At 65.7% G+C, this 22,679-nt stretch carries 18 protein-coding genes; 11 read left to right on the top strand and 7 right to left on the bottom strand.

Annotated elements, in window-relative coordinates:
- Nucleotides 1-6: 6 nt before the first annotated feature.
- The gene (gene fahA / locus D4Q52_RS20365; protein WP_119858400.1) at nt 7-1,314 is read left to right on the top strand and encodes a fumarylacetoacetase; all 1,308 of its coding nucleotides are present in this window, start codon (nt 7-9) and stop codon (nt 1,312-1,314) included.
- 13 nt (nt 1,315-1,327) lie between these two features.
- Entirely contained in the window at nt 1,328-2,116 is a 789-nt protein-coding gene (locus D4Q52_RS20360) for a cyclase family protein (RefSeq protein WP_119858399.1), read from the top strand.
- A gap of 121 nt (nt 2,117-2,237) precedes the next feature.
- Here the strand turns inward: D4Q52_RS20360 and D4Q52_RS20355 are convergent, their stop codons facing one another.
- The 7 genes from D4Q52_RS20355 to D4Q52_RS20325 all read right to left on the bottom strand — a co-directional run bounded on the left by D4Q52_RS20355 (nt 2,238) and on the right by D4Q52_RS20325 (nt 11,152).
- Nucleotides 2,238-3,854, bottom strand: a complete 1,617-nt coding sequence (locus D4Q52_RS20355) for an ABC transporter ATP-binding protein (protein ID WP_119858398.1) — start codon at nt 3,852-3,854, stop codon at nt 2,238-2,240.
- Nucleotides 3,851-4,720, bottom strand: a complete 870-nt coding sequence (locus D4Q52_RS20350) for an ABC transporter permease (protein ID WP_234831270.1) — start codon at nt 4,718-4,720, stop codon at nt 3,851-3,853. Before D4Q52_RS20350 ends, D4Q52_RS20355 begins: the two co-directional genes overlap by 4 nt.
- A gap of 2 nt (nt 4,721-4,722) precedes the next feature.
- Entirely contained in the window at nt 4,723-5,661 is a 939-nt protein-coding gene (locus tag D4Q52_RS20345; RefSeq protein ID WP_119858397.1) for an ABC transporter permease, read from the bottom strand.
- 13 nt (nt 5,662-5,674) lie between these two features.
- Entirely contained in the window at nt 5,675-7,267 is a 1,593-nt protein-coding gene (locus D4Q52_RS20340) for an ABC transporter substrate-binding protein (protein WP_147407834.1), read from the bottom strand.
- 62 nt (nt 7,268-7,329) lie between these two features.
- The gene (locus D4Q52_RS20335; RefSeq protein ID WP_119858395.1) at nt 7,330-8,778 is read right to left on the bottom strand and encodes an amidohydrolase family protein; all 1,449 of its coding nucleotides are present in this window, start codon (nt 8,776-8,778) and stop codon (nt 7,330-7,332) included.
- Between the two features lie 139 nt (nt 8,779-8,917).
- A complete protein-coding gene (locus D4Q52_RS20330; protein WP_119858394.1) occupies nt 8,918-10,381 on the bottom strand; it encodes an amidohydrolase family protein in 1,464 nt (487 codons plus the stop codon).
- Between the two features lie 66 nt (nt 10,382-10,447).
- Entirely contained in the window at nt 10,448-11,152 is a 705-nt protein-coding gene (locus tag D4Q52_RS20325) for a GntR family transcriptional regulator (protein ID WP_119858393.1), read from the bottom strand.
- A 68-nt stretch (nt 11,153-11,220) separates the two neighbouring features.
- Between D4Q52_RS20325 and D4Q52_RS20320 the strand changes: the two genes are divergently transcribed.
- From D4Q52_RS20320 to D4Q52_RS20280, 9 genes are all read left to right on the top strand, one after another.
- A complete protein-coding gene (locus tag D4Q52_RS20320) occupies nt 11,221-12,423 on the top strand; it encodes a pyridoxal phosphate-dependent aminotransferase (RefSeq protein WP_283805674.1) in 1,203 nt (400 codons plus the stop codon).
- 52 nt (nt 12,424-12,475) lie between these two features.
- Complete coding sequence (locus D4Q52_RS20315; protein ID WP_119858391.1) at nt 12,476-13,258, top strand: SDR family oxidoreductase; 783 nt, start codon at nt 12,476-12,478, stop codon at nt 13,256-13,258.
- Between the two features lie 8 nt (nt 13,259-13,266).
- The gene (locus tag D4Q52_RS20310; RefSeq protein WP_119858390.1) at nt 13,267-14,148 is read left to right on the top strand and encodes an alpha/beta fold hydrolase; all 882 of its coding nucleotides are present in this window, start codon (nt 13,267-13,269) and stop codon (nt 14,146-14,148) included.
- Nucleotides 14,149-14,153: 5 nt separating this feature from the next.
- Nucleotides 14,154-15,419, top strand: a complete 1,266-nt coding sequence (locus D4Q52_RS20305; RefSeq protein ID WP_119858389.1) for a M20 family metallo-hydrolase — start codon at nt 14,154-14,156, stop codon at nt 15,417-15,419.
- The gene (locus D4Q52_RS20300) at nt 15,416-17,746 is read left to right on the top strand and encodes a xanthine dehydrogenase family protein molybdopterin-binding subunit (RefSeq protein WP_119858388.1); all 2,331 of its coding nucleotides are present in this window, start codon (nt 15,416-15,418) and stop codon (nt 17,744-17,746) included. Before D4Q52_RS20305 ends, D4Q52_RS20300 begins: the two co-directional genes overlap by 4 nt.
- Nucleotides 17,747-17,910: 164 nt before the next feature.
- Complete coding sequence (locus D4Q52_RS20295) at nt 17,911-19,089, top strand: ABC transporter substrate-binding protein (RefSeq protein WP_182915382.1); 1,179 nt, start codon at nt 17,911-17,913, stop codon at nt 19,087-19,089.
- Nucleotides 19,090-19,114: 25 nt separating this feature from the next.
- On the top strand, nt 19,115-20,002 hold the full coding sequence (locus tag D4Q52_RS20290; protein ID WP_119858386.1) for a branched-chain amino acid ABC transporter permease: 888 nt from the start codon (nt 19,115-19,117) through the stop codon (nt 20,000-20,002).
- Nucleotides 19,995-21,800: an ABC transporter permease subunit gene (locus tag D4Q52_RS20285; protein ID WP_182915381.1), complete on the top strand. Its 1,806-nt coding sequence runs from the start codon at nt 19,995-19,997 to the stop codon at nt 21,798-21,800. Before D4Q52_RS20290 ends, D4Q52_RS20285 begins: the two co-directional genes overlap by 8 nt.
- On the top strand, nt 21,800-22,495 hold the full coding sequence (locus D4Q52_RS20280; RefSeq protein WP_119858384.1) for an ABC transporter ATP-binding protein: 696 nt from the start codon (nt 21,800-21,802) through the stop codon (nt 22,493-22,495). Before D4Q52_RS20285 ends, D4Q52_RS20280 begins: the two co-directional genes overlap by 1 nt.
- The last annotated feature ends 184 nt before the right edge of the window (nt 22,496-22,679 follow it).

Raw genomic sequence — 22,679 nt, 5'->3', positions numbered from 1 at the left:
CGAACGATGATCAACGAACTCGACTTCACGCACGACCCGGCTCGCAAGAGCTGGGTCGTCAGCGCCAACGAAGCAACGACGGATTTCCCGATCCAGAATTTGCCATTCTGCATGTTCAGCCGTGCCGGCGATGCGCCGCGTCCGGGAGTCGCAATCGGCGCCGAGATCCTGGATCTCGGCGCTGCCGCCAGGCTCGGCCTGTTCGACGCGGAGGCCGCCGCCGCGATCGATTGCTGCAACGAGGGCCTCAATCCGATCCTGGCGCTGGCGGGTCCGTCGGCGACTTCGCTGCGGCATCGCTTGTCGGAGCTACTTGGTGCGGATCGCGCCCCGGGCGGGACGGAACGGCTGCTCATCGCGCAGCACGACGTCCGCTTCCATCTGCCGGCGCAGATCGGCGGCTTCACCGATTTTTTCACCTCGCTGTATCACACCGAACGCGGCGGCCGGGTGACTCGGCCCGACAATCCGGTGCCGGCGAATTTCCGCAGCATGCCGATCGCCTATAACAGCCGCGCCAGCTCGGTCCGGATCAGCGGCGAGGACATCCGTCGCCCGCTCGGTCAGCGCCGCCGGCCCGATGGCGAGGTGCATTTCGGCCCGTGCGAAAGTCTCGATTTCGAACTCGAACTCGGGGCCCTGATCGGCAAGGGCAACGATCTCGGCGAGCCGGTGCGCATCGCTGAAGCCGGCGAGCGCCTGTTCGGCTATTGCCTGGTCAACGACTGGTCGGCGCGCGACATCCAGCGCTGGGAGAGCTTCCCGCTCGGTCCGTTTCTGGCGAAGACGCTGTCGACATCCGTGTCGCCGTTTGTGGTGACAGCCGATGCGCTGAAACCGTTCCGCGTCGCCGCCGCCGAGCGGCCTCCGGGCGATCCGAAGCTTCTGCCTTATCTGCATGACGAAGCGGATCAGCAGTCCGGCGGAATCAGCCTGATGATGGAGGCCTATCTGCTGACCGACAGCATGCGGGCGGATGGGGCGGCACCGTATCGCATCACGCGCGCAAACTTCCGGGATATGTATTGGACCTTCGCCCAGATGGTCGCGCATCACACCAGCAACGGCTGCAATCTGCGCGTCGGCGATCTCATTGGCAGCGGAACGGTCTCGGGTCCGACCGACGACAGCCGGGCGTGCCTCGCCGAGATCGTCGGCAGCGGTGACAGCATCTCGCTGCCCAATGGCGAGCGGAGAACCTGGCTCCAAGACGGCGACACGGTCGTATTTCGCGCCCGCGCCGAGCGCTACGGCTACGTGCCGATCGGCTTCGGCGAATGCAGCGGCCGGATCATTCCGGCGATATCTTACTAACCAAAGGCACCCTATGCCCCGCAAACTGATCGATATCTCCGTTCCGCTGCAAGCCGGCATCGCCAGCGATCCGCCGCGGGCTTTGCCGAAAATCACCTATATGGATCATCACGAGACCGCGCCCGGGATTGCCGAGTATTTCGGCATCAGCGTCGACGAACTGCCGGCCGGCGAATACGCCGCGGTCGAGCGTTGCGAGATCAGCACTCACAACGGCACGCATCTCGACGCGCCGTATCATTATTTCTCGTCGATGAACCACGCCCTCAAGGAAGGCGGCGAGCCCAGCATGCGGATCGACGAAGTGCCGCTGGAGTGGTGCTTCCAGCCAGCGGTGAAACTGGATTTCCGGCATTTCGACGACGGCTACATCGTGACGCCTGCGGACGTCGAGGCCGAGCTCAAGCGCATCGGCCATCGGCTGCGCCCGCTGGAGATCGTGGTGATCAACACGCGTGCCGGCACGCGCTATGGCGAAGACGACTATGTCGACGCCGGCTGCGGCATGGGCAAAGCCGCGACGCTGTGGCTGCTGCAGCAGGGCATCCGGCTGGTCGGGACCGATGGCTGGAGTTGGGACGCACCGTTCTCGCACACCAAGCGCAAACTCGACCAGGGCGGTCATCCGGACTTGATCTGGGAAGGACACCGCGCCGGGCGTGAGATCGGCTATTCTCATCTCGAGAAGCTGCACAATCTCGAAGGGCTGCCAGCAGACGGCTTTCAGATCGTCTGTTTCCCTGTCAAGGTGCATCGCGCGTCTGCGGGCTGGACCCGCGCGGTCGCTATCATCGACGAATAATCTGCGTCGACGCGTCGTTGAAGCGCGCTCGGCGAGCTGTCAGCCGGCCGCGCCGATCGTCGCCCGGGCGAGCTCGGGAAGATTGCGTGCGAAGCGGCCGGTGGGGCTGCGCTCGGCGAGTTCACGCGGACAGACCGCGCCCCGGCAGAGCCTCGAACAGCCGGCGCGAGTAAGCGTGCTGAGGATTGCGGAAGATCTCCAGCGCCGGGCCGATTTCGACGACCTGGCCCTGATGCATCACCGCGATCCGATCGCTGATCTGGACCGCAACCCGCAAATCGTGGGTGACGAAGATCATGCTGAGCTGCAGCTCCTTCTGCAGCGTGGCCAGCAGCTTCAGGATCTGCGCCTGCACCGAGACGTCGAGCGCCGACACGGCTTCGTCCGCGATCAGCAGCCGCGGCTCCATCGAGATCGCTCGGGCGATACACAGCCGCTGGCGCTGGCCGCCTGAGAACTCGTGCGGGTAGCGATCGACCGCCGCGGCTCCGAGGCCGACCTTCGCCATCAGTTCGCTCGCGCGATCCAGGGCTTGCTTGCGCGGCACACCGAGGTTGCGCAGGCCCTCGCTGAGCGACTTGCCGACGGTCCAGCGCGGATCGAGCGAGCGGTTCGGATCCTGAAACACGAACTGCAGCAGCCGCGCTCGCTCGCCCGCGCCGATCGCGTCGATCGGCCTGCCGTCGATCTCGATCGAGCCGGCGGTTGCCGGAATCAGCCCGCTGACACAGCGCGCCATGGTGGATTTGCCGGATCCCGACTCGCCGACCACCGCCAGCGTCTCGCCGCGCCGGACCACGAGGTTGACGTTGTCGAGCGCGCGGTGGGCGGTCTGGCGAAATGCGAACCCCGACGGCGGGTAGGTCTTGGACAATCCGTCAAGTTGCAGGATCACTGGCGCCTGCTCCGGCGCTGCGCGCTCGGTCCGATTGTGGACGCCGGGGATCGCGGCCATCAGCGACCTTGTGTAGTCGTGCGTCGGCGCCGTCAGCACGGCGGCGACGGGGCCCTGCTCGACGATGCGGCCCTTCTGCATCACCACGACGCGGTCGGCGATGTCGGCGACGACGCCGAAATCATGGGTGACGAACAGCACCGCAGTGTTGGTGCGTCGCTGGATCTGTTTGATCTCGGCGAGGATCTGGGCCTGCGTGGTGACGTCGAGCGCGGTGGTCGGCTCGTCGGCGATCAGCAGCGCCGGCTCCAGCGCCAGCGCCATCGCGATCATCACCCGCTGGCGTTGGCCGCCCGAGAGCTGGTGCGGATAGCGCCGAGCCAGTTTGTCCGGCTCGGGCAGATTGACCAGCCTGAGGAGTTCGCGCATCCGCGCGCGGCGTTGCGCGGCGGTCATACGCAGGTGAATCCGCAGCGGTTCCTCGATCTGGCGGCCGACCGTCATGGTCGGGCTGAGCGCCGTCTTCGGCTCCTGAAAGATCATCGACATCGCGAGGCCGCGTAGTGCGCGCAGCTCCTTATCCGGCAGCCGCAGCAGGTCGCGGTCTCCGAACCGGATCTCGCCATGGCTTGGCCGCAGCGCGGGGTCCAGCAGGCCCATGATGCTGAACGACGACACCGACTTGCCCGAGCCGGATTCGCCGACCACGCAGACGATCTCTCCCGGGAGGATCTCGAAGCTGACATCCTCGACGGCGAACGGCCGGTCCGCGCCCGGCGGCAGCGGCACGGTCAATCCTTTGACCGCAAGCACCGGGCGATGCGCAGGGGCGGATCCGCTCATCGCATCGCTCCATCCGTGGTCGGGTCGAAGGCATCGCGCAGCCCGTCTCCCAGCAGGTTGATCGCCAGCACGGCGATCGCCAGCACCACGCCGGGCCACAGGATGATCCACGGCGCGATGCGGAACAGGCTGCGGCCGTCGGCCATGATGTTGCCCCAGGTCGGCACGTCCGGCGGCAGGCCGCAGCCGAGGAAACTCAGCGTCGCTTCCAGCAGCATGGCGTTGGCGGCGATATAGGTGCCGACCACTGCCAGCGGCGCCAGGATGCCGGGCAGCATGTGGCGAAACACGATCGACCAGGGCGGCGAGCCGAGCAGCGCCGCGGCCTCGACATAGGCTTCCTCGCGCAGCGACAGCATCGCGCCGCGCACCAGCCGCACCACGCGCGGCACGTCGTGGATCGCGATCGCCAGCACCACCGTGGTGATGGATGCGCCGACCACCGAGATCATCGCGATCGCGATCATGATGCCGGGCACCGCCATGATGCCGTCCATCACCCGCATGATCAGGCCGTCGGTCCAGCGGAAGTAACCGGCGACGAGGCCGAGCAGCGTGCCGACGCTGCAGGCGAGCAGGGCGACGATGACGCCGACCGCGAGCGAGTCGGCCGTCGAAAACGCGACCCGGATCGCGACGTCGCGGCCGAGCCGGTCGGTGCCGAACCAGTGATCCCAGGACGGCGGCTTCAGCCGCTGGCTGGTCAGCATCGCCTGCGGGTCGGCGGAGCTCAGCAGCGGCATCGCGATCGCGATCAGCACGAAGCCGGCAAGCAGCCCGAGCCCCAGCATCAGGTTGGCATTGCGCTTGCCCCGGCGCTTTGGCGAGCCGGTCGGCACCGCGGTTGCGGTCTCCTGCTCAATCACGCTCAATAGCGGATCCTCGGGTCGAGCAGCGCGTACACGATGTCGACCATCAGATTGATGAACACGTAGGTGAAGGAGAACAGCACGATCACGCACTGGATCACCGGGAAGTCGCGGGCCAGCACCGCCTCGATGGTCAGCCGTCCGAGCCCGGGGAGGTTGAACACGGTCTCGGTGACCACGACGCCGGTCAGCACCACGCCGATGCCGACGCCGATGATGGTGACGATCGGCGTCGCGGCGTTGCGCAGCACGAACAGCGCGGAGACACGCAGTTCGCCGGCGCCGAGTGCGCGCGCGGTGCGGATGAAATCCTGCCGCAGCGTTTCGATGGCGCTGGCGCGCGTGATCCGCGCGATCAGCACGATGAACACGCTGCTCATCGCCACCGTCGGCCCGATCAGATGCAACAGCCAGCGGCCGATGCCGTCGCCGAGCCGCGCATAGCCCTGCGCCGGCAGCCAGCCCAGCTTCACCGAGAACAGCCACACGAACAGATAGCCGACCACGAAAGTCGGCACCGAAAAGCCGACGGTGCAGAGCAGAGTGATGCCGCGGTCGATCCACCCGCCGCGATAGCGTGCGGCCAGCAGCCCGAGCGGCACGGCGATCACCACCGAGGCGACGATCGTTGTCAGCGCCAGCGACAGCGTGGTCTCGAGCCTGTCGTGGACCATGGTCCACACCGACTCGCGCGTCACCAGCGACACGCCGAAGTCGCCGCGCAGCAGATGCCCGAGCCAGGCGACAAACTGGACCAGGATCGGCCGGTCCAGTCCCATCGCGTGCCGTATCTCCGCCACCTGCTCTGCCGTCGCGTTCTCTCCCAGCATGGCGGCGACCGGATCCCCGGACAGCCTGAGGAAGAGGAACACCGCAACCGACACCAGGGCGACGACCGGCACGGCTCCGAGCAGGCGATAGGCGATGAACTTCAGCATGGCGCCTTCGTGGCTAGTTCTTCGAGATACCCCACAGCATCAGCGCCGGCGCCGGCTCGATGCCTTTGACGTTGTCGGCGTAGGCCGCCAGCGCCTTGAAGGTGCCGGTGGGGATGTAGATCGCCTGCTCGTAGTTCAGCTTCTGGATCTCGGCGGCGATTGTCTTGCGCTCAGCCGGGTCCGCGGTCGAGGCGAAGCGGTCGCGCAGCGCGTCGATCTCCGGCAGGCTCGGCCAGCCCCATTGCGCCTTCAGACCGGCGCCGCCGAGCGAGACGTTGACGACCGGATCGACGACGTCCGGCCCGGTCCAGGTCGACAGCGCGATATTCCAGCCGCCGTCGGCCGGCGGCGATTGCGACAGCCGCTTGCGCGTGAAGGTCTGGAAGTCCATCGCCTCGACCTTGACGTTGAAGCCCACGTCTTTGAGCACGCGCGTCAGTACTTCGCTGAGCGGCCCGATGGTGGCGCTGTTGGTCGCGGCGAACTGCACGATCGGGGAGCCGTCATAGGACGACGCCTTCAGCGCCTGCTTGGCCTTGGCGAGGTCGACTGCCGGAACGCCGGCGTCGGTTTCGTAAGGCGAGCCGCAGGAATAGATCGAGCGACAGACGCTGTAATACTTCTCGTTACCGACCAGGCCCTGCAGGAAGTCCTTCTGGTTCACCGCCAGCAGCACCGCGCGGCGGGCGTTGACGTCGTTGAACGGCGGAAACAGGCTGTTGAAGCGGATGAAGCCGAGCTGGCCGAGCTCGTTGTAGACCATTACCTTGACCTTGCGGTCGCTCTCCAGCAGTGGCGCCAGATCGTGCGGCAGCTCGTGGATGAAGTCGATTTCGCGGTTGGTGAGGGCGTTGACGGCGGTCATCGGATCGCGGAATTCGATCCACTCGACCTTGTCGACCTTCGCCACTTTGCCGCCGGTCGCCCAATCGGCCGGCTCGCTGCGCGGCACGTATTTGTCGAAGCGCCTAAACACCAGCTTGACGCCGGAGGTGCCGGCGGACTGATCGAACACGAACGGGCCGGAGCCGGTGTAGTCCTTGATGGTTTCGGTGATCGGCGTCTTTGCCACGCTCTCCGGCATGATGAACGGCACCGATGCGCCGACCTTGCCGAGCGTCTCGAGCACAAACCCGTATGGCCGGCTCAGGGTGAGCTTGAAGGTGCGGTCGTCGACCGCGGTCCATTCCTTGGTGAGGCCGGCGAGCTTCTGCCCCATGCCATCGCGCTGTGCCCAGCGCTGGATCGAGGCGATACAATCGGCCGAGCGCACGGGCGCGCCGTTGTGAAACGTCAGGCCGTCGCGCAGCTTGAAGGTGTAGCTGAGGCGGTCGTCGCTGACGGTCCAGCTCTCGACCATCTGCGGCTTGACGGTGAAGGTGTGATCGACCGCGAACAGCGTGTCGTAAATCAGATAGCCGAAGTCACGCTCGGTGAAACTGGTGGTGAAATGCGGGTCGAGAATGCGCGGGATCGAGGTCTTGGCCATCCGCAGCACGGTCTCGGCCTGTGCCGCCGTCGAAGCGGCGCCGAACGCCGCCGTTGCTGCGACCGCCATGATTCCGGCGATCCGTCGCCAGTTCAGTGCCGATTGTCTGAAGTTCACGATAGACTCCCCCTGCTTGAAATGACGCCACGGCGGCGGCCGGCGATCGCGCGATGCGTTGATCACCAGCGCGGATATGAAGTCGGAAACACCTCGTCGATCGACTGGCCGGACCAGTGCCGCTGTGGGAATTGATCGACGACCTGCGCGAATGAGCGCTTGCCACCCGCGACGACGGCGCGTTCGTCGTAGTTGGTCAGAACGCCCTCCTGCATCAGCGTTCGCCCGTTGCAGATCACCGTTTCGATCAGGTCCGGCGAGGCGAGATGCACCAGGCTGCGGATCGGGTCGTAGACCGGGCCGATCTGCATGTTGTCGAAGTCGAGCACGACGATGTCGGCCTTGGCGCCGACCGCCAGCCGGCCGATGTCGTCACGACCGAACGCGGTGGCGCCGCCAAGCGTCGCTGCGTCGAAGAACGATGCGGCGGTGCCGACCTCGTGGTTCTTGCCGAACCACTTCGCGGCCAGCGCGCCGGCGCGCATTTCGCCCAGCATGTCGTGCGGCATCACATCGGTGCCCATCGACATCGTGACGCCGTGGGCGAGGTAGCGCTCGAAGCCTTCGAGATTGTAGCCGCGGCGCAGATAGGCGACCGGCGCATGCGAGACGACGGACTTGCTGCGGCCGAGCTTCTCGAGGTCGCTGCTGTATTCCCAGGTTGTCGATGAGTGTCCGGCGATGTACACGCAATGCGCCAGGATCACGTTGGGGCCGAGCAGCCCCTCGGCGTCCATCAGGTCGACCGGCGTGATCCCGTAATTGCGGACGGTCTCGTGGAATTCGAACAGCTGCTCGCAGAAATGCGTGGTGAACTGCACCCCGAGGTCGTCGGCGAGTTGTTTGGCCCGGCGCATCAGCGGCACCGTGGCCAGAACGTAGTTGCGGACGTTGATCAGGCCGCGCAGGCGGTCGTCGAACTTGCCGTGATGGTCCTGGACATAGCGCGCGGCGCGCTCGAGTTGCGCAAAGCCGGTGGCTTCATCCCAAGAGGGCCGCAGCCGGCCGTCGGCGTCGAAGAAATTCTCAGCAGCGGTGCATTGGGGTGCGTAGTACACGCGCAGGCCGCTTTCTTCAGCCAGATCGGTCATCAGTTTCGGATCGTCGCGGCTGCCGGCGCCGAACGACAGCACGGTGGTGACGCCGTTGCGGATCATCTGGGCGAAGCCGAACCGGATCGAATGCTCGGGAGAGGCTGCTGCCACGATCGGGCGGCCCTCGGGGCCGCCGTTCGGCGTGTAGTTGAGAAAGCCGGATCGCATCACGTCGCGGCGGCCGAGGTCGGTGATCAGCCGCGAGCCTTCGTGGGCGTTGACGTGGGCATGGGTCGAGACGAAGCCGGGGATCACCAGCTTGCCGGCAGCGTTGACGGTCTTGTCGGCAGGTCCGTCATAGCTGGGGCCGACGCTGACGATACGGTCATCGTCGAACACCACGACGCCCGGGTCGAGCACGCGGTGGCCGCCATCTTTGTGGGCGATCACCGTACCGCCCGAGATCTTCGTTCGCATGCTCAGCCTCCTGCCCTAGGTGGGTTGAGCAAGTCGCGTGCCGGTTTGTAGTCACTTGATATCATTGACGTTTCGGCCTCAGCTCGGCGGGGAGGGCTCGAAAATGCCCATTGTGTATGCAGAAATGCAAAATTTGCACTCAGAATTTTGACAGTGATTTTGGGTATTCGTTCTCAACCGAGCGCTTTGACCAGTGTCGCTGCGGAAATTCGTCGAGCACTCGCTGGAACGACCGCTTGCCGCCTGCGACGACCGCGGCTTCGTCGTAGCCTTGCAGGACCCGATCGCGCATCAGGAAACGTCCGTCACAGATCACATGGTCGATCAGATCCGGCGAGGCGAGATGCACCAGGCTGCGGATCGGGTCGTAGACCGGTCCGATCTGAAGATTGTCGAAGTCCATCACCACGATATCGGCTTTGGCGCCGACCGCGATCCGGCCAATGTCGTCGCGGCCGAACGCCTTGGCGCCGCCGAGCGTCGCGGCGTTGAAGAAATCGAGTGAGGTGCCAACCTCATGATTGCGGGCGATCAGCTTGCAGGCCAGCGCCCCGACCCGCATTTCGGAAATGATGTCGTGCGGCATGACGTCGGTGCCGATCGACATCGTGACGCCGTGCTGCAGATAGCGGTCGAAGCCTTCGAGCGCATGGCCTCGGCGCAGCATCACCAGCGGGGCGTGCGACACAGCGGTGCGGGTTCGACCGAGGATCTCGAGGTCGTTGGAATACTCCCAGGTCGTGTAGGAGTGGCCTGCCAGATAGATCGCATGAGCGAGGAGCACGTTCTCGCCGAGCAGGCCTTCGCGCTCCATCAGATCGACCGGGGTGATGCCGTAATCCCGAACGATGCGATGAAATTCGAACAGCTGTTCGCAAAAATGCGTTGTCATGCGCAGGTTTCTGCGATCGGCGATCTCCTTGCCGCGCTGCATCAACTCGATCGTCGCCAGGATGAAGTTGCGAATGACGACGATGCCCTTGAAGCGCCCGTCGAACGTATCGTGATGGGCGTCGATGAACGCTTCCTGGCGATCAAGCTCGGCATGACCGTTGGCCTCGTCCCACTTTTCAACCATGCGTCCTTCGTCGGTGAAATAGTTCACCGCCGAGCTGGCCTGCGGAGCGTAGTAAGTCCGGATGCCGCTTTCGCCGGCGAGAGCTGCGAAAGTGTCGGCAGCGGCAGGGGTGCCGCCGCCGAAGGCCATGGCCGTGGTGATGCCGTTGCGGATCAGCTGGGCGAAGCCGAATCGGATCGAATCCTCCGCGATCGCCGCCGCCACATAGGGGGGACCGTCGGGGCCGTTGTTCGGCGTGTAGTTGAGAAAGCCGGAGCGCATCACGTCGCGTCGGCCGACGTCGGTGATCAGCCTCGTGCCTTCGTGAACGTTGACGTGGGCGTGGGTCGAAACGAAACCCGGAAAGATCAGCTTCCCGGCGGCGTTGACCACCTGGTTGGCGGGGCCGTCATAGCTGGGACCGACGTGGACGATCGTGTCGCCCTCGAAAACCACGACGCCATCCTCGAGCAAGTGGTGTGCTCCGTCCCGGAAGGCGATGACCATCCCGCCGACGATCTTGGTGCGGCCGTGTGTGGTTTCCATAGCATCGTTGCTCCTTGCCCACGTCGCCACGAGAGTATGCAAGAATAGCCTTTTTGTATACTCGAATTATGCGCTCTTTCGCGTCATTTCCGGCGGCAAGGAGGCGATGAAGTCCGCGAGGTTATCTCCGAGGAGGTTGACGTGATCGCGCGCCGCCCGCTGGGCGGCCTCGCCGTCGGCGCTCATGATGGCGTCGAGGATGCGTTGGTGCTCGGTGATCGTGGCCGCCATCCGGCCCGGCTGGTAAGTCACGTAGCGGCGATAGGGAGCGACGCGGCGCCGCAGTGCGCGAGTCTGGTCGGCCAGGAATTCCGACTGCGAGGCCTCGTAAATGGCTTCGTGAAATTCGCGGTTGACGTCGTAGAACAGCTGCGGATCACCGCGTTCCAGCGTCTTCTTCAGCTGCTCATGCGCGGCGATCATGCGTTCTCGCTGCGGCAACGAGGCCCGTCGCGCCGCCAGCTTGGCGTGAAGCCCCTCGAGCTCGGCCATCAGCTGAAACATCTCCAGCAGCGTCCCGATCGAGATCGCCGCCACGGTCAATCCTTGCCGCCCCGACATCTCCACCAGCCCAGTCGCCAGAAGTGATTTCAGAGCCTCGCGGACAGGCGTGCGCGAGACTTCGAAGCGTGTCGCCAGCTCGGTTTCGTCCAATCGATCGCCCGGCTTGAGCGCGCCGCTCATGATCATTTCCTCGAGCGACCGGCGTAGGGTTTCGGCGCGCGTGGTGCTGCGGGCTGGCGCCGGCGTCTCCGGCTCGACTTTGGTCATCGTCAAAACTTCCGATTCAGGGGTAATTATACCTGCATACAAAATATCGTTGTCTGCATGCAGAAATCTTGTTATCGGCTAATTATTCGATCGGATCGGTCGATCCGCAAGCCCTAGAGACTGCCCAGGAGCACAAAATGCGTGCGTTCGAGATGCGAAATGCTCATTTCGACCGTCTGACCAACACCCGGGAATTGAAGTGGCTTGGGCAGAATACCAATCACGCGACCCCGCATCCTGCAGTGATCGAGGCGATGCAGCGCTGTATTCGTGACGAGGAGTTTCACGTCTACGCGCCGCCGGTCGGCTTTGAAGCGCTGCGTCACGGCATTGCGGCCGACCTCGATCTGCTGGACCAGGCGGTGCTGGTCAGCGACGGCGCCGTCGCCGGGCTGTCGCATGCCTGCAGAACCCTGCTCGGCCCCGGCGATGAGCTGATCACCACCGATCCGACCTGGAATTGGCCGATGGTGTTTGCCAGGTCGGTCGGTGCTGACGTCAAGCAGATCCCGATCTACGGCGAGGAGCACAATTATCGTCTCGCGCCGGAGCGGCTCGCGGCGGCGATCACGCCGCGCACCAAGGTCGTGTATCTGGTCGATCCGAACAATCCGCTCGGCACCGCCTGTACGCCGCAGGAGATCGAGGCGATCTGCGCGATCGTGCGGCAGAGCGGGGCGACGCTGATCCACGACTGCACCTATCGTGATTTCGCCTATTCGCACACGCTCGCCGCCAAGCTGATGCCTGATCGGACCATCACGATCTACAGCTGCTCGAAATGGCTCGGCATGGCCGGACTCCGCGTCGGCGCGTTGGTGACGTCGCCGGACATCGCCGAGCGGCTCGCCGCCGCGCCGTCGAACATTCTCGGCTCCAACGTGCTCGGCCAGCGCGCCGCGATCGCCGGCCTCGGCACCAAGGCCGAATGGTTTCCCGCCGTGCTGCAGAACCAGCGCGACAATCAGGCGCGTATCAAAAGGGCGGTCGACGGCCTGCCGGGCCTGCTCATGCCTGTGTTTCCTTCGAACGGCAATTTCATCGTGCTCGAGTGCGCCGGTGCCGGCGTGCGGCCCGAAGCGCTGGTCGCCTGCTATCAGGAGCGCGGCATCATGATCAGGCAGGGCTCGTATCACACTCCGAATTTCGGCGACCGCTTCGTCAAGGTCAGCACGACCGTGCCTGCAGAGTGGGTCGAGGAATTCGCCGCGACGCTTCCCGAGATGCTGGACCGTGCGCGCGGCATGAACGAGGCAGTCAAGCTGTTCTAAGCGGGCGCTCTGCCGTCCGGCCGGCAATGATCAACCCATGGAGACGTGAGAAATGGATCTCAACCTGAATGGAAAGAAGGTGCTCATCACCGGCGCTTCGCAGGGTATCGGCGAAGGGCTGGCGAAGGCCTTCGCGGAAGAAGGTTGCGATCTGCATCTGACCGCCCGCTCGGCCGACGTGCTCGAGCAATTGCGGTCGGAGTTGTCCGCCAAGCATCCCGTGCAGGTCACGGTGCAGCCGATCGACCTGACCGCGGACGGCGCGGCCGACGCGGTTGCCGACGCCGCCGGCGACGTCGATGTCCTGATCAACAACGCGGGCACCGTGCCGAGCGGCTATCTGTGGCAGGTCGACAGTGACGCCTGGAAGACGGGCTGGGCTCTCAAGGGCTTCGGCTACGTCGATCTCACCCGCGCGATCTATCCCAAGATGAAGGCGCGTGGCGGCGGCGTGATCCTCAACAATATCGGCAATGGCGGCGAAGTCTGCGATCCCGCCTACATCGCCGGCGCCACCGCCAACGCCAGTCTGATGGCCTTCACCCGCGCGCTCGGCGGTACCAGCCTCGACGACAACATCCGCGTGGTCGGCGTCAATCCGGGGCCGGTCGATACGTCGCGGATCTACAACATGCTGCGCAAGCGCGCGGCGTCGGACCTTGGCGATGCCGATCGCTATCAGGAACTGGTCGAGCGCTACCCGCTGAAGCGGGCGGCGTCGGTCCGCGAGATCACCGATCTGTTCCTGTTTCTCGCCTCCGAGCGTTCCGGCTACACGTCGGGCACGATCATCACGGTCGACGGCGGCATCGCCTCACGCCGCTCGATCGTCTGAGGTCCATCATGGCCTTCGCGACGACCGATGATGGAGTGAAGCTGTTCTACGAAACCGCGGGGACCGGCTCCGCTATCGTGTTTGTGCACGAGTTCGGCGGCAACCATTGGAGCTGGGAGCCGCAGATGAACTTCTTTGCGCGGCGGCATCGCTGCGTCACCTTCGCGGCGCGCGGCTTTCCGCCGTCGGATATCCCGGAGGACGACGCGGCGTATTCGCAGGCGCACGCCGCCGACGATGTCATTGCGGTGATGGACGCCGCCGGCATCGACAAGGCGCACGTGGTCGGGCTGTCGATGGGTGGCTTCGCGGCGCTTCACGTCGGTCTGCGTCACCCGGGCCGGGTGCTGTCGATCGTTGCGGCCGGTGCCGGATATGGCGCCGAGAAGGAGCACGAGGACTACTTCCGCGGCATCTCCGAGCAGGTCGCCAGGAACTTTCGCGAACTCGGCGCCAAGTCGTTCGCGCCGACCTATGCCGAGGGCGCCTCGCGCGTCCAGTTTCAGGCCAAAGATCCGCGCGGCTGGCAGCTGTTCGCCGATCGGCTCGCGCAGCATTCCTCGATCGGGGCGGCCAACACCATGATCGGCGTGCAGATGCGCCGGCCGTCGCTGTACGATCTTGCGGACGAGTTTCGGCGCATGCAATTGCCGGTGCTGGTGATGGTCGGCGATGAGGACGACCACTGCCTGCGCCCCGGCATGTTCCTGAAGCTGACGATCCCGCGCTGTGGCTTCGCGGTGTTTCCGAAATCCGGCCACACTCTCAATCTCGAAGAGCCGGAGCTGTTCAACCGTCTGCTCGCGGAGTTCGTCGCTCAGGTCGAGGCCGGGCAGTGGGGGCCGCGCGATCCACGCGCCAATCCTGCCCAGATCATGCGGACCGATTGATCCATATGCGGCAGCGCCTTTCGCATCACGTCAACGGACAGCGGCTGTGGGATCGCCTGATGCTGCTGGCGAACTATGGCGCGCGGGCGGATGGCGGCGTCGATCGCCCGGCATTGTCCGACGTGGAAGCCGAGGCGCGCGCGCAACTGATCGGCTGGGGACGTGAGCTTGGTCTGCAGCCGTTCACCGATCCGATCGCCAACCTGTTCCTGCGGCTGGAGGGCAGCCGCCCCGATCTGTCGCCGGTGCTGATCGGCTCGCATATCGACTCGCAGCCGACAGGCGGCAAGTTCGATGGCGCGTTCGGGGTGCTGGCCGCTCTCGAAGTGATCGAGGCGATCCGCGCCAGCGGCGAGCAGCCGTTGCGCTCGATCGAAGTGGTGGCGTGGACCAACGAAGAGGGCTCGCGCTTTGCGCCCGGCATGTCCGGCTCTGAAGCGTTCGCCGGCGTCAAGCCGCTGGAGACGCTGCTGGCCGTCACGGACGCAGCGGGATGCACCGTGCGCGAAGCGGCGGAACGTGTCCTGGCGCGCGATGTCGACGTGCCGCAGCGGCCGTTCGGCTGGCGGCCGGCGGCCTTCGTCGAGGCGCATATCGAGCAGGCGCCGCTGCTCGAGCGTGCCGGCGTTCCGATCGGTGTGGTCACCGGCATTCAGGGCACGCGCCGCTACCGGGTCCGCGTGCGCGGCGAGGCGGCGCATGCCGGCACGACGCTGCGGGCCGAGCGCAAGGATGCGCTGATGGCTGCGGTACGGATGATCCGCGCGATCGACGCCGTCGCGAGCGATCCGGCGGACGTGATGCTGACGGTCGGCATGATGCGGCTGACACCGAACGCGCCGTCGGTCGTGCCGGAGGAAGCGTATTTCTCGATCGATCTGCGTCACGTCGACGACGCCGTGGTGGATCGCATCGATGCCGAAATCCGCCGCATCGTCGCGGACGAGTGCGGTCCGTGCAGCGCCACGCTCGATCAGATCGCGCACGCGCCATCACTGGATTTTGCGCCACAGATCCGCGCCGCGATTACCACGGCCGCCGAGGCGGCCGAACTTCCGGCGATGCCGATCTACTCGGCGGCGGGGCACGATGCGCGGCAGCTGCACTACATCTGCCCGACCGGGATGATCTTCATCCCGTGCCGCGGCGGCATCAGTCATAACCCGGCGGAGTGGGCCGAGCCGGATCACGTCACGGCCGGCGCGCGCGTCCTCGCGGACGTCACCATGGCGCTCGCCAGCCAAGGCGACGAAGGCGCGGGCCGCGCATGAACCAGCCAAGAGGCGAGCAGGAGCAGGATCCTTCACGAACCACCGAGCTGATCGGACAAAGCGTTCGGCGCCTCGAGGACGACCGGTTTCTGCGCGGCCATGGCCGCTTTCTCGATGATCTCGATCTGCCAGACGTGCTGCATGGCGTCGTTTTGCGCTCGCCGCACGGCCACGCGCGGCTGACCGGCCTCGATCTCGAAGTTGTCCGGGCGATGCCGGGTGTCCGGCTCGTTCTGAGCTACTCGGATCTGCGGGAAGCCGGCCTGTCGAAGGTGCCGCTCGATATCCCGCCGCCGGGCGAGCCGGTGCCGCATGCACATTGCGCCGAGCAGCCGATCCTTGCTGACGGCTTCGTCCGTTTTGTCGGCGACACGGTCGCATTCGTGGTCGCAGAAACGCTGGTGCAGGCGCGCGATGCCGCGGAGGCGATCGTCGCCGATTACGACATCCTGCCGGCGATCGTCGATCCCACGGAGGCGCTGTCGGATCAGGTGCTGGCCTGGAGCGGCAGCGCCACGAACGTCGTGTTTGATCACCACGAGGGCGATGCCGACGCCGTCGATGCGGCGTTTGCGACCGCGGATCGGGTCATCGAGCTCGACGTCGTCTCCAACCGCATCGATGCTTTGCCATTGGAAACGCGTGCCTGTGTCGGCGCTTTCGCCGGCGGCGACTTTACGCTGTATGTCAGCACGCAGCGCGTTCACATCCTGCAGCGGGCGCTGGCCGATCGTGTCTTCAAGGTCGGCCGAGAGCGGATGCGCGTCGTTGCGCCCGACACCGGCGGCGGGTTCGGCCAGAAGAATGGTCTGTATCCCGAATACGTGCTGTGCCTGGAGGCGGCGCGCCGGCTCGGCCGTGCGGTGAAGTGGGTCGCCGAGCGCTCCGAGGCGTTGCAGAGCGACTGCCATGGCCGCGACAACGTCTTCACGATCGCGGCCGCCGTCGATGCCGGGGCGCGCATCCGCGCCATCCGCGCGACGCGGCTGATGAATATCGGCGCGTACACCGCGCCGCGCGCGATCGTGCCGGTGCTCAACGGTCTGACGCACCTCACGGGGGTGTACGCGATCCCGGCCGCGCATGCCCGGGTGCAGGGCGTACTGACCAACACCGCCTGCACCAGCCCGTTTCGCGGCGCCGGCCGGCCGGAAAACGTGCAGTGCTGCGAGCGCCTGATCGACGTGATCGCGCGCGACTACAATCTCGATCCGATCGACGTGCGCCGGCGCAACCTGATCGCGCTCGCCGCACAGCCTTGCGTCTCGCCGCTCGGGACGACGTTCGAGCGGGCCGACTTCGCCGCCAAGCTCGACGATGCGCTGGCGTGTATCGATCACGCCGGCTTCGCCGCTCGGCGCAAGCAGGCGCGCAAGCGTGGCCGTCTGCGCGGTCTCGGCGTCGCGCTCTATGCCGAAGATCTGCACGGCTCGCACGAGCCGATCCCGGTGCACCTGCGGCATCGCGGCGGCAAGCTCGCCGTGATGGTCGGGTCGGGCTCCGCCGGCCATGGCCATGAGACCAGCTTTCTGCAGATCGCGTCGCAATGCCTCGGGCTGCCGCTGGCACGGCTCGCTTTCGTTCAATCCGACACCGCGCAGATCCCCGACGGCGTCGGGACGGCAGCTTCGTGGTCCCTGACGCTGGGCGGCTCGTCGGTGCATGTGGCGTCAGCGCGAGCGGTCGAAGCTGCGAAGAGCATCGCGGCGCGGCTGCTGGATTGTGGTAGCAGCGACGTTGCATTTTCGGATGGCCTGTTCCGCGCCTCGGTGACAAACCGCGTCGTCGGGTGGAGCGAGATCTTCGAGGCCGAGCCGGAGTTCGCGGTGTCGGCGAGCTTCGACGGCAGCGGGCAGGGCCTGCCGATCGGCTGTCATGCTTGCGAGGTCGAAGTCGATCCGGATACGGGAGACGTCACGATCGTCGCCTTCGGCGTCGCGCAGGACGCCGGCCGCATCATCAACCCGATGCTGGTGACCGGACAGCTGCACGGCGGCGTGGCTCAAGGCATTGGGCAAGCGTGGAGCGAGCGCATTGCCTACGCATCCGACGGGCAGCTGATGAGCGGCAGCCTGATGGACTATGGCGTCGCCCGCGCAGCGGACCTGCCGACCATCGGCACCCGATTGTCGCAGCAATGGGACGATAGCAACCCGCTGGGGGTGAAGGGGATTGGCGAGTCGGCCGCAACCGGCAGCAGCCCGGCCTTCGTCAATGCGGCGCTGGACGCGCTTGCGCCCCTTGGTGTTCGCCATCTCGATATGCCGCTCACGCCGGAAAAAGTCTTCGCCGCCATCAGGACGGCAGAAATTTGTATGCAAAAATGATGAAATAGCATGCAGTTGCTGCCTGATCGATCGGGGCGCACTGGCGAGATTTCCGTGTCGATCAAAATTAAGCAGCAATTTCAATGATTAAGCTGGTGGTACGGTTGTTGCTACGATCCGAGCGATGATCTGGTGACTGACAGGAGTCCAAACGAATGCTTCGCTTGAAACGCTCTCTCCCGCTGATCGCAGCTGCGTTGGCGTTACTTCCCCTGCCGGCGGCCGCGCAGTCGCCGGGCGTGACGGCGACCGAGGTGACGGTCGGCGCGGTGGGGCCGCTGACGGGCGCTACGTCGTTCATGGGCGTGCCCGGCCGTGATGGCATGCAACTCGCCATCGAACAGATCAATCAGGCCGGCGGCATCAATGGGCGCAAGCTGAAGCTGAATTTCGAGCACGCCTTCACGCCGGCCGAGAGCGTCGCGGCGGCCAAGAAGCTGGTCGAAAGCGACGGTGTGTTCCTGCTGGTTCTGGCGTCCGGCAGCACCGGCGCCGCCGCGGCGGCCGACTACGTCCGCGAGAAGGGGATTCCGACCTACAATCTGTTCGGCGCGACCCCGATCATCCGGACGCCATTCGCCGCCAATGTGTTCCACAGCGCGATGCCGTCCTCGGCGGATTCCGCTCAGGCGCTGGTCGATCGCGTATTCCAGGCCAATCCGAAAGCCAAGAAGATCGGCCTGCTGATCGGCACCTACGCGTTTCCGCAGGCCAACAAGGCGGCGGTGATGCCGATCCTGGGCAAGCTGCCGGTGGAGACGGTGGTCGAGGAATTCGACCAGGGCGCGCGCGACTTCACCTCGCAGCTGATCAAGTTCGCCCGCGACCGGGTCGATGCGGTGATCGTGCTCGGCAGCTTCGCCGAAGCCGGCTTCGCGATGAAGCAGGCGCCCGAGAAGGGGCTGTCGGACGTCGTCTGGGTGCTCGACGGCTCTGCCGTCAACGACGCCATCGTGCCGATTCTCGGCGAGAAGAACCCGCCCAACGTCTGGGGCTATTCGAACACGCCGTTCTTCCCCGCGCAGGCGGTGCCGGCGATGAAGCAATTTCGCGACGCCTGGATTCAGCGCTTCGGCCAGCCGCCGCAGGGCCGCCCGAACATCTACGACCTCGTCGCCTATGGCGGCACCTACGTGCTGGCCCAGGCGATCAAGAATGCCGGCCAGGACCTGACCTGGAAGAGCCTGATCGCCTCGTGGAGCAATCTCAAGGATGCCAAGCCGTCCAAGCTCGGCGGCGCCGACGTCATCTATCCGGAGTCGTTCTCCGAGACCGATCATCAGGGCAACCGGGTGATGGGCCGGGCCAAGATCAAGGACGGCATCTGGCAGGTCGTCGACTGACCGGCGCGCAGCTCGAGGAACGCTCATGGCCGAACTGCTGATGACACTGCTGGGCGGCGCCAAGATCGGCGCCGTCTATGCACTCGCAGCGATCGGACTGGTGGTCATTCACAAGGCCACCAGAACGGTCAACTTCGCGCATGGCGGCCTGGTCATGCTCGGCGCGTTTGCCACTTACCAGATCGTCGTCGTCTATGAATGGCCGTACTGGACCGCCTATGTGCTGGTGCCGATCCTCATCGGCGCGCTCGGTGCGTTCCTCGAGATCTCGGTGCTCCGGCCGCTGCGCAAGGCCGATTTATTCATCGTCATCGTCGGCACGATCTTCCTCGGCACGCTGCTGTCCGAGGCGTTTCGGCTTGCCGAGAATTCCGAACTGCTCGCCGTGCCCGCGGTGTTCAAGGGCCGCCCGTTCCTGATCGAGTTCGGCGGCTCGGTGGTGATCGTCACACGCGAGCAGCTCTGGGTCACGCTCGGCGCGCTCGCGACCGGCCTCGCCGCGCTGGTGACGTTCCGCTACCTGCCGCTCGGCCGCAGCATGCGGGCGATGGCGTCGAACAGCCGCGGTGCGCAGCTGTGCGGCTACTCGGTCGAAGGAGTCTACGTCACCACCTGGTTTCTCGGCTCGGCGCTCGCCGGGCTCGCCGGCGCGTTTGCGGCCCCGAGCAAGGGCGTCTCGCCGGATCTTGCGGTGTTCATCATCTCGTCGGCCTTCATCGCCGCGGTGATCGGCGGCTTCGATTCGCTCGGCGGTGCGCTGATCGGCGGCATCCTGCTCGGAATCATCGAGACGCTGGCGGCGGCCTATGTCTCCAGCACGTTGGGTACGGCGATCAGCTTCTTCATTCTGTTCTGCGTCCTGCTGGTGCGACCGGAGGGACTATTCCCGGAAGCGAAACGACGACATGTCTGACCGCCGTCTGATCAACATCTTCGTCGTTCCGGCGGCAGTGCTCGCGGCGTTCCTGGTCGTCGGCGCGCTGGCCAATGACTATTGGCGCTACGTGCTGTCGCTCGCGGCCACCGCGATCATCATCGGCATGGGGCTGACGGTGCTGATCAGCTTCGCGCGCTGCATTTCGCTGGCGACCGGTGCGTTTCAGGCGCTGGGGGCCTACACCGCAGCGCTGCTGATGATCCATCTGGTCTGCCCTTTTCCGATCGCGGTGCTGGTTGCCGGCATCGTCGGCGCAGTTGCGGGAATTGTGCTTGCGGTGCCGGCGGTGCGGTTTCGCGGCCACAATCTCGCGCTGGTGACACTGGTTTTTCAGTCGATCGTCATCATCGCGATCCGCGAGAGCAAGGGGCTGAGCGGCGGCGCCGAAGGCCTCAACGTGCCGGTACCGACGATCTTCGGCCATGCCATCACGTCCGACATGGCCAACCTCGTCGTCGCCGCGGTGTTCTGCGCGCTGGCGATGATGCCGCTGCTGATCCTGCTTTATGGCCCGTTCGGCAAGAACCTGCGCGCGCTGGCGATCAACGAGGTCGGCGCCCGCGCGTTCGGAATCCGGCCCGAGCACTATCTGATCGCCGCCTTTGCAGTGAGTTCGGCCGCCGTGGCGATGGCGGCTGCGGTGAGCGCGCCGCGGTTTCGCATCATCGATCCGGAAAGCTTCGGCCTGCACACGTCGATCCTCAACCTGGCCTATCCGATCGTCGGCGGCCTCGGATCGGTGTGGGGTGGGGCGCTCGGCGGCAGCCTGCTGCGGATTTTGCCGGAAGTGCTGCGACCGATCGCCGGCTTTATCGAGCTGATCCTGTCGGCAATCGTGCTGGTGATCATCGTGTACTTTCGCGGCGGCCTGACCGATCTGTTCGCGCGGTTCAGCCGGCGGCAGGCAAGCGGTGTGCGGGTCATTGGCCCGGAGCCCGCCGTGGGTAGGGCGGCAACGATTGCTGCGCCGGCCCGAACTTCGTCGTGGACAGCGACCACCGACCGCGCGCTGATCACCACCGGCGTGGTCAAGCGCTATGACGCGCTGACGGCGGTCGATCATGTCGACCTCGATGTCGCCGTCGGCAGCCTGCACGGCGTGATGGGGCCGAATGGCGCAGGCAAGACCACGCTATTCAACATGGTCTCCGGTTTCGTTCGTCCCGACGAAGGCGCGGTGCATCTGTTCGGCGAGGACGTCACCCGCGGACGCGTCGAGGACCGCGCCAGCCTCGGCGTGACGCGGACGTTCCAAAACGTCGCGATCTTCCCGACGCTGACCTGCCGCGAGAACGTCATCGTCGGCCTCGGGCGCAATCAGGTCGGGGCTTCGCTGCGCCGCAGCTTCGACTGGGCGCTGGCCGGCGCCGCCAGCCGCCGCGAAGACGAGCAGGCGAGGTGGGCACTGGGCGCCGTCGGGCTTGGCGGACTGATCGACGCGCCAGCCGGCAAGCTGTCGCTCGGCGATCAGCGCCGGCTCGAGATCGCCCGCGCGATCGTGTCGCGACCGCGGCTGATCCTGCTCGACGAACCGGTGTCCGGCGTTAGCCATCACGAGGTCGAGCAGATCGTGCAGTTACTTAAGTCGCTGAACGCCGAGCTCGGCGCCACCATGCTGGTGGTCGAGCACAACATCGGCTTTCTTGCGTCGCTGTGCGACCGCCTGTCGGTGATGGCCAACGGCCGATTGATCGCGGAAGGCGATCCCGCGGACGTGATCGCCCGCAAGGATGTCCGCCGGATCTATTTCGGCGAAGTCGAAGAGGCCGCGTGATGCTGCGCGTCGAAAATTTGAAGGTCGCGTACGGCTCGGTCGAAGTGGTGCACGCGCTCGATCTGGAGATCGAGAGCGGCCGATGCCTGGCGCTGCTCGGAGCTAACGGTGCAGGCAAGACCTCGAGCGTCGAAGCGATCGCCGGGCTGCTGCCGGCGTCGGGTGGCCGCGTGACCTTCGATGGCCGCGACATCACCCGCAAGCCCGCGAGTACCATCGTGCGCGGCGGACTCGCGCTGGTGCCGCAATGGCGCGAGCTGTTCCCGAACTTCAGCGTCGACGAAACTCTGCGCGCCGGGATGTCGGCGCCGCGCGGCCGGCCGCCGCTGCCGCTCGACACCATTTACGAAATGTTTCCGGCGCTGGCATCGCGCAAGTCGCAGCTCGCCGGCTCGTTGTCCGGCGGTGAGCAACAGATGCTGGCGATCGGCCGCGCGCTGATCACCAATCCGAAAGTGATGCTGCTGGACGAGCCGTCTGCCGGCCTCGCGGTCGGCATCACACGGTCGATGATCGGCATCGTGCAGCAGATTCGCGAGCGCGGCATCGGCATTCTGCTGGTCGAGCAGAATCTCGAGATCGCCCGCGCGCTCGCCGACGACTGCATCGTGCTGGCGACCGGCCGCGTCGCCTGGCGCGGCGCGATGAGCGATGCGCTGGCGAGCGACGCGATCGCCGACGCGTATTTCTCTTAACAGCCTGACCGAAAATGTGCCCTCTGAAATCAGGACATCCCTCTCCGCGCGTCATGCCCGTCCTTGTACCGGGCCTCCACGCCTTGCTGAGGGCAATGCAGACAAGGTGTGGATGGCCGGGACAAGCCCGACCCTGACGGAATTTTTGAGCAAACTAACGACTGCAAGAGGCGGCCGAGTGTTC

The organism is Rhodopseudomonas palustris, from assembly GCF_003591005.1.
GTDB classification, from domain to species: domain Bacteria; phylum Pseudomonadota; class Alphaproteobacteria; order Rhizobiales; family Xanthobacteraceae; genus Rhodopseudomonas; species Rhodopseudomonas palustris_K.
This window is presented reverse-complemented; position numbering and strand designations above follow the sequence as displayed.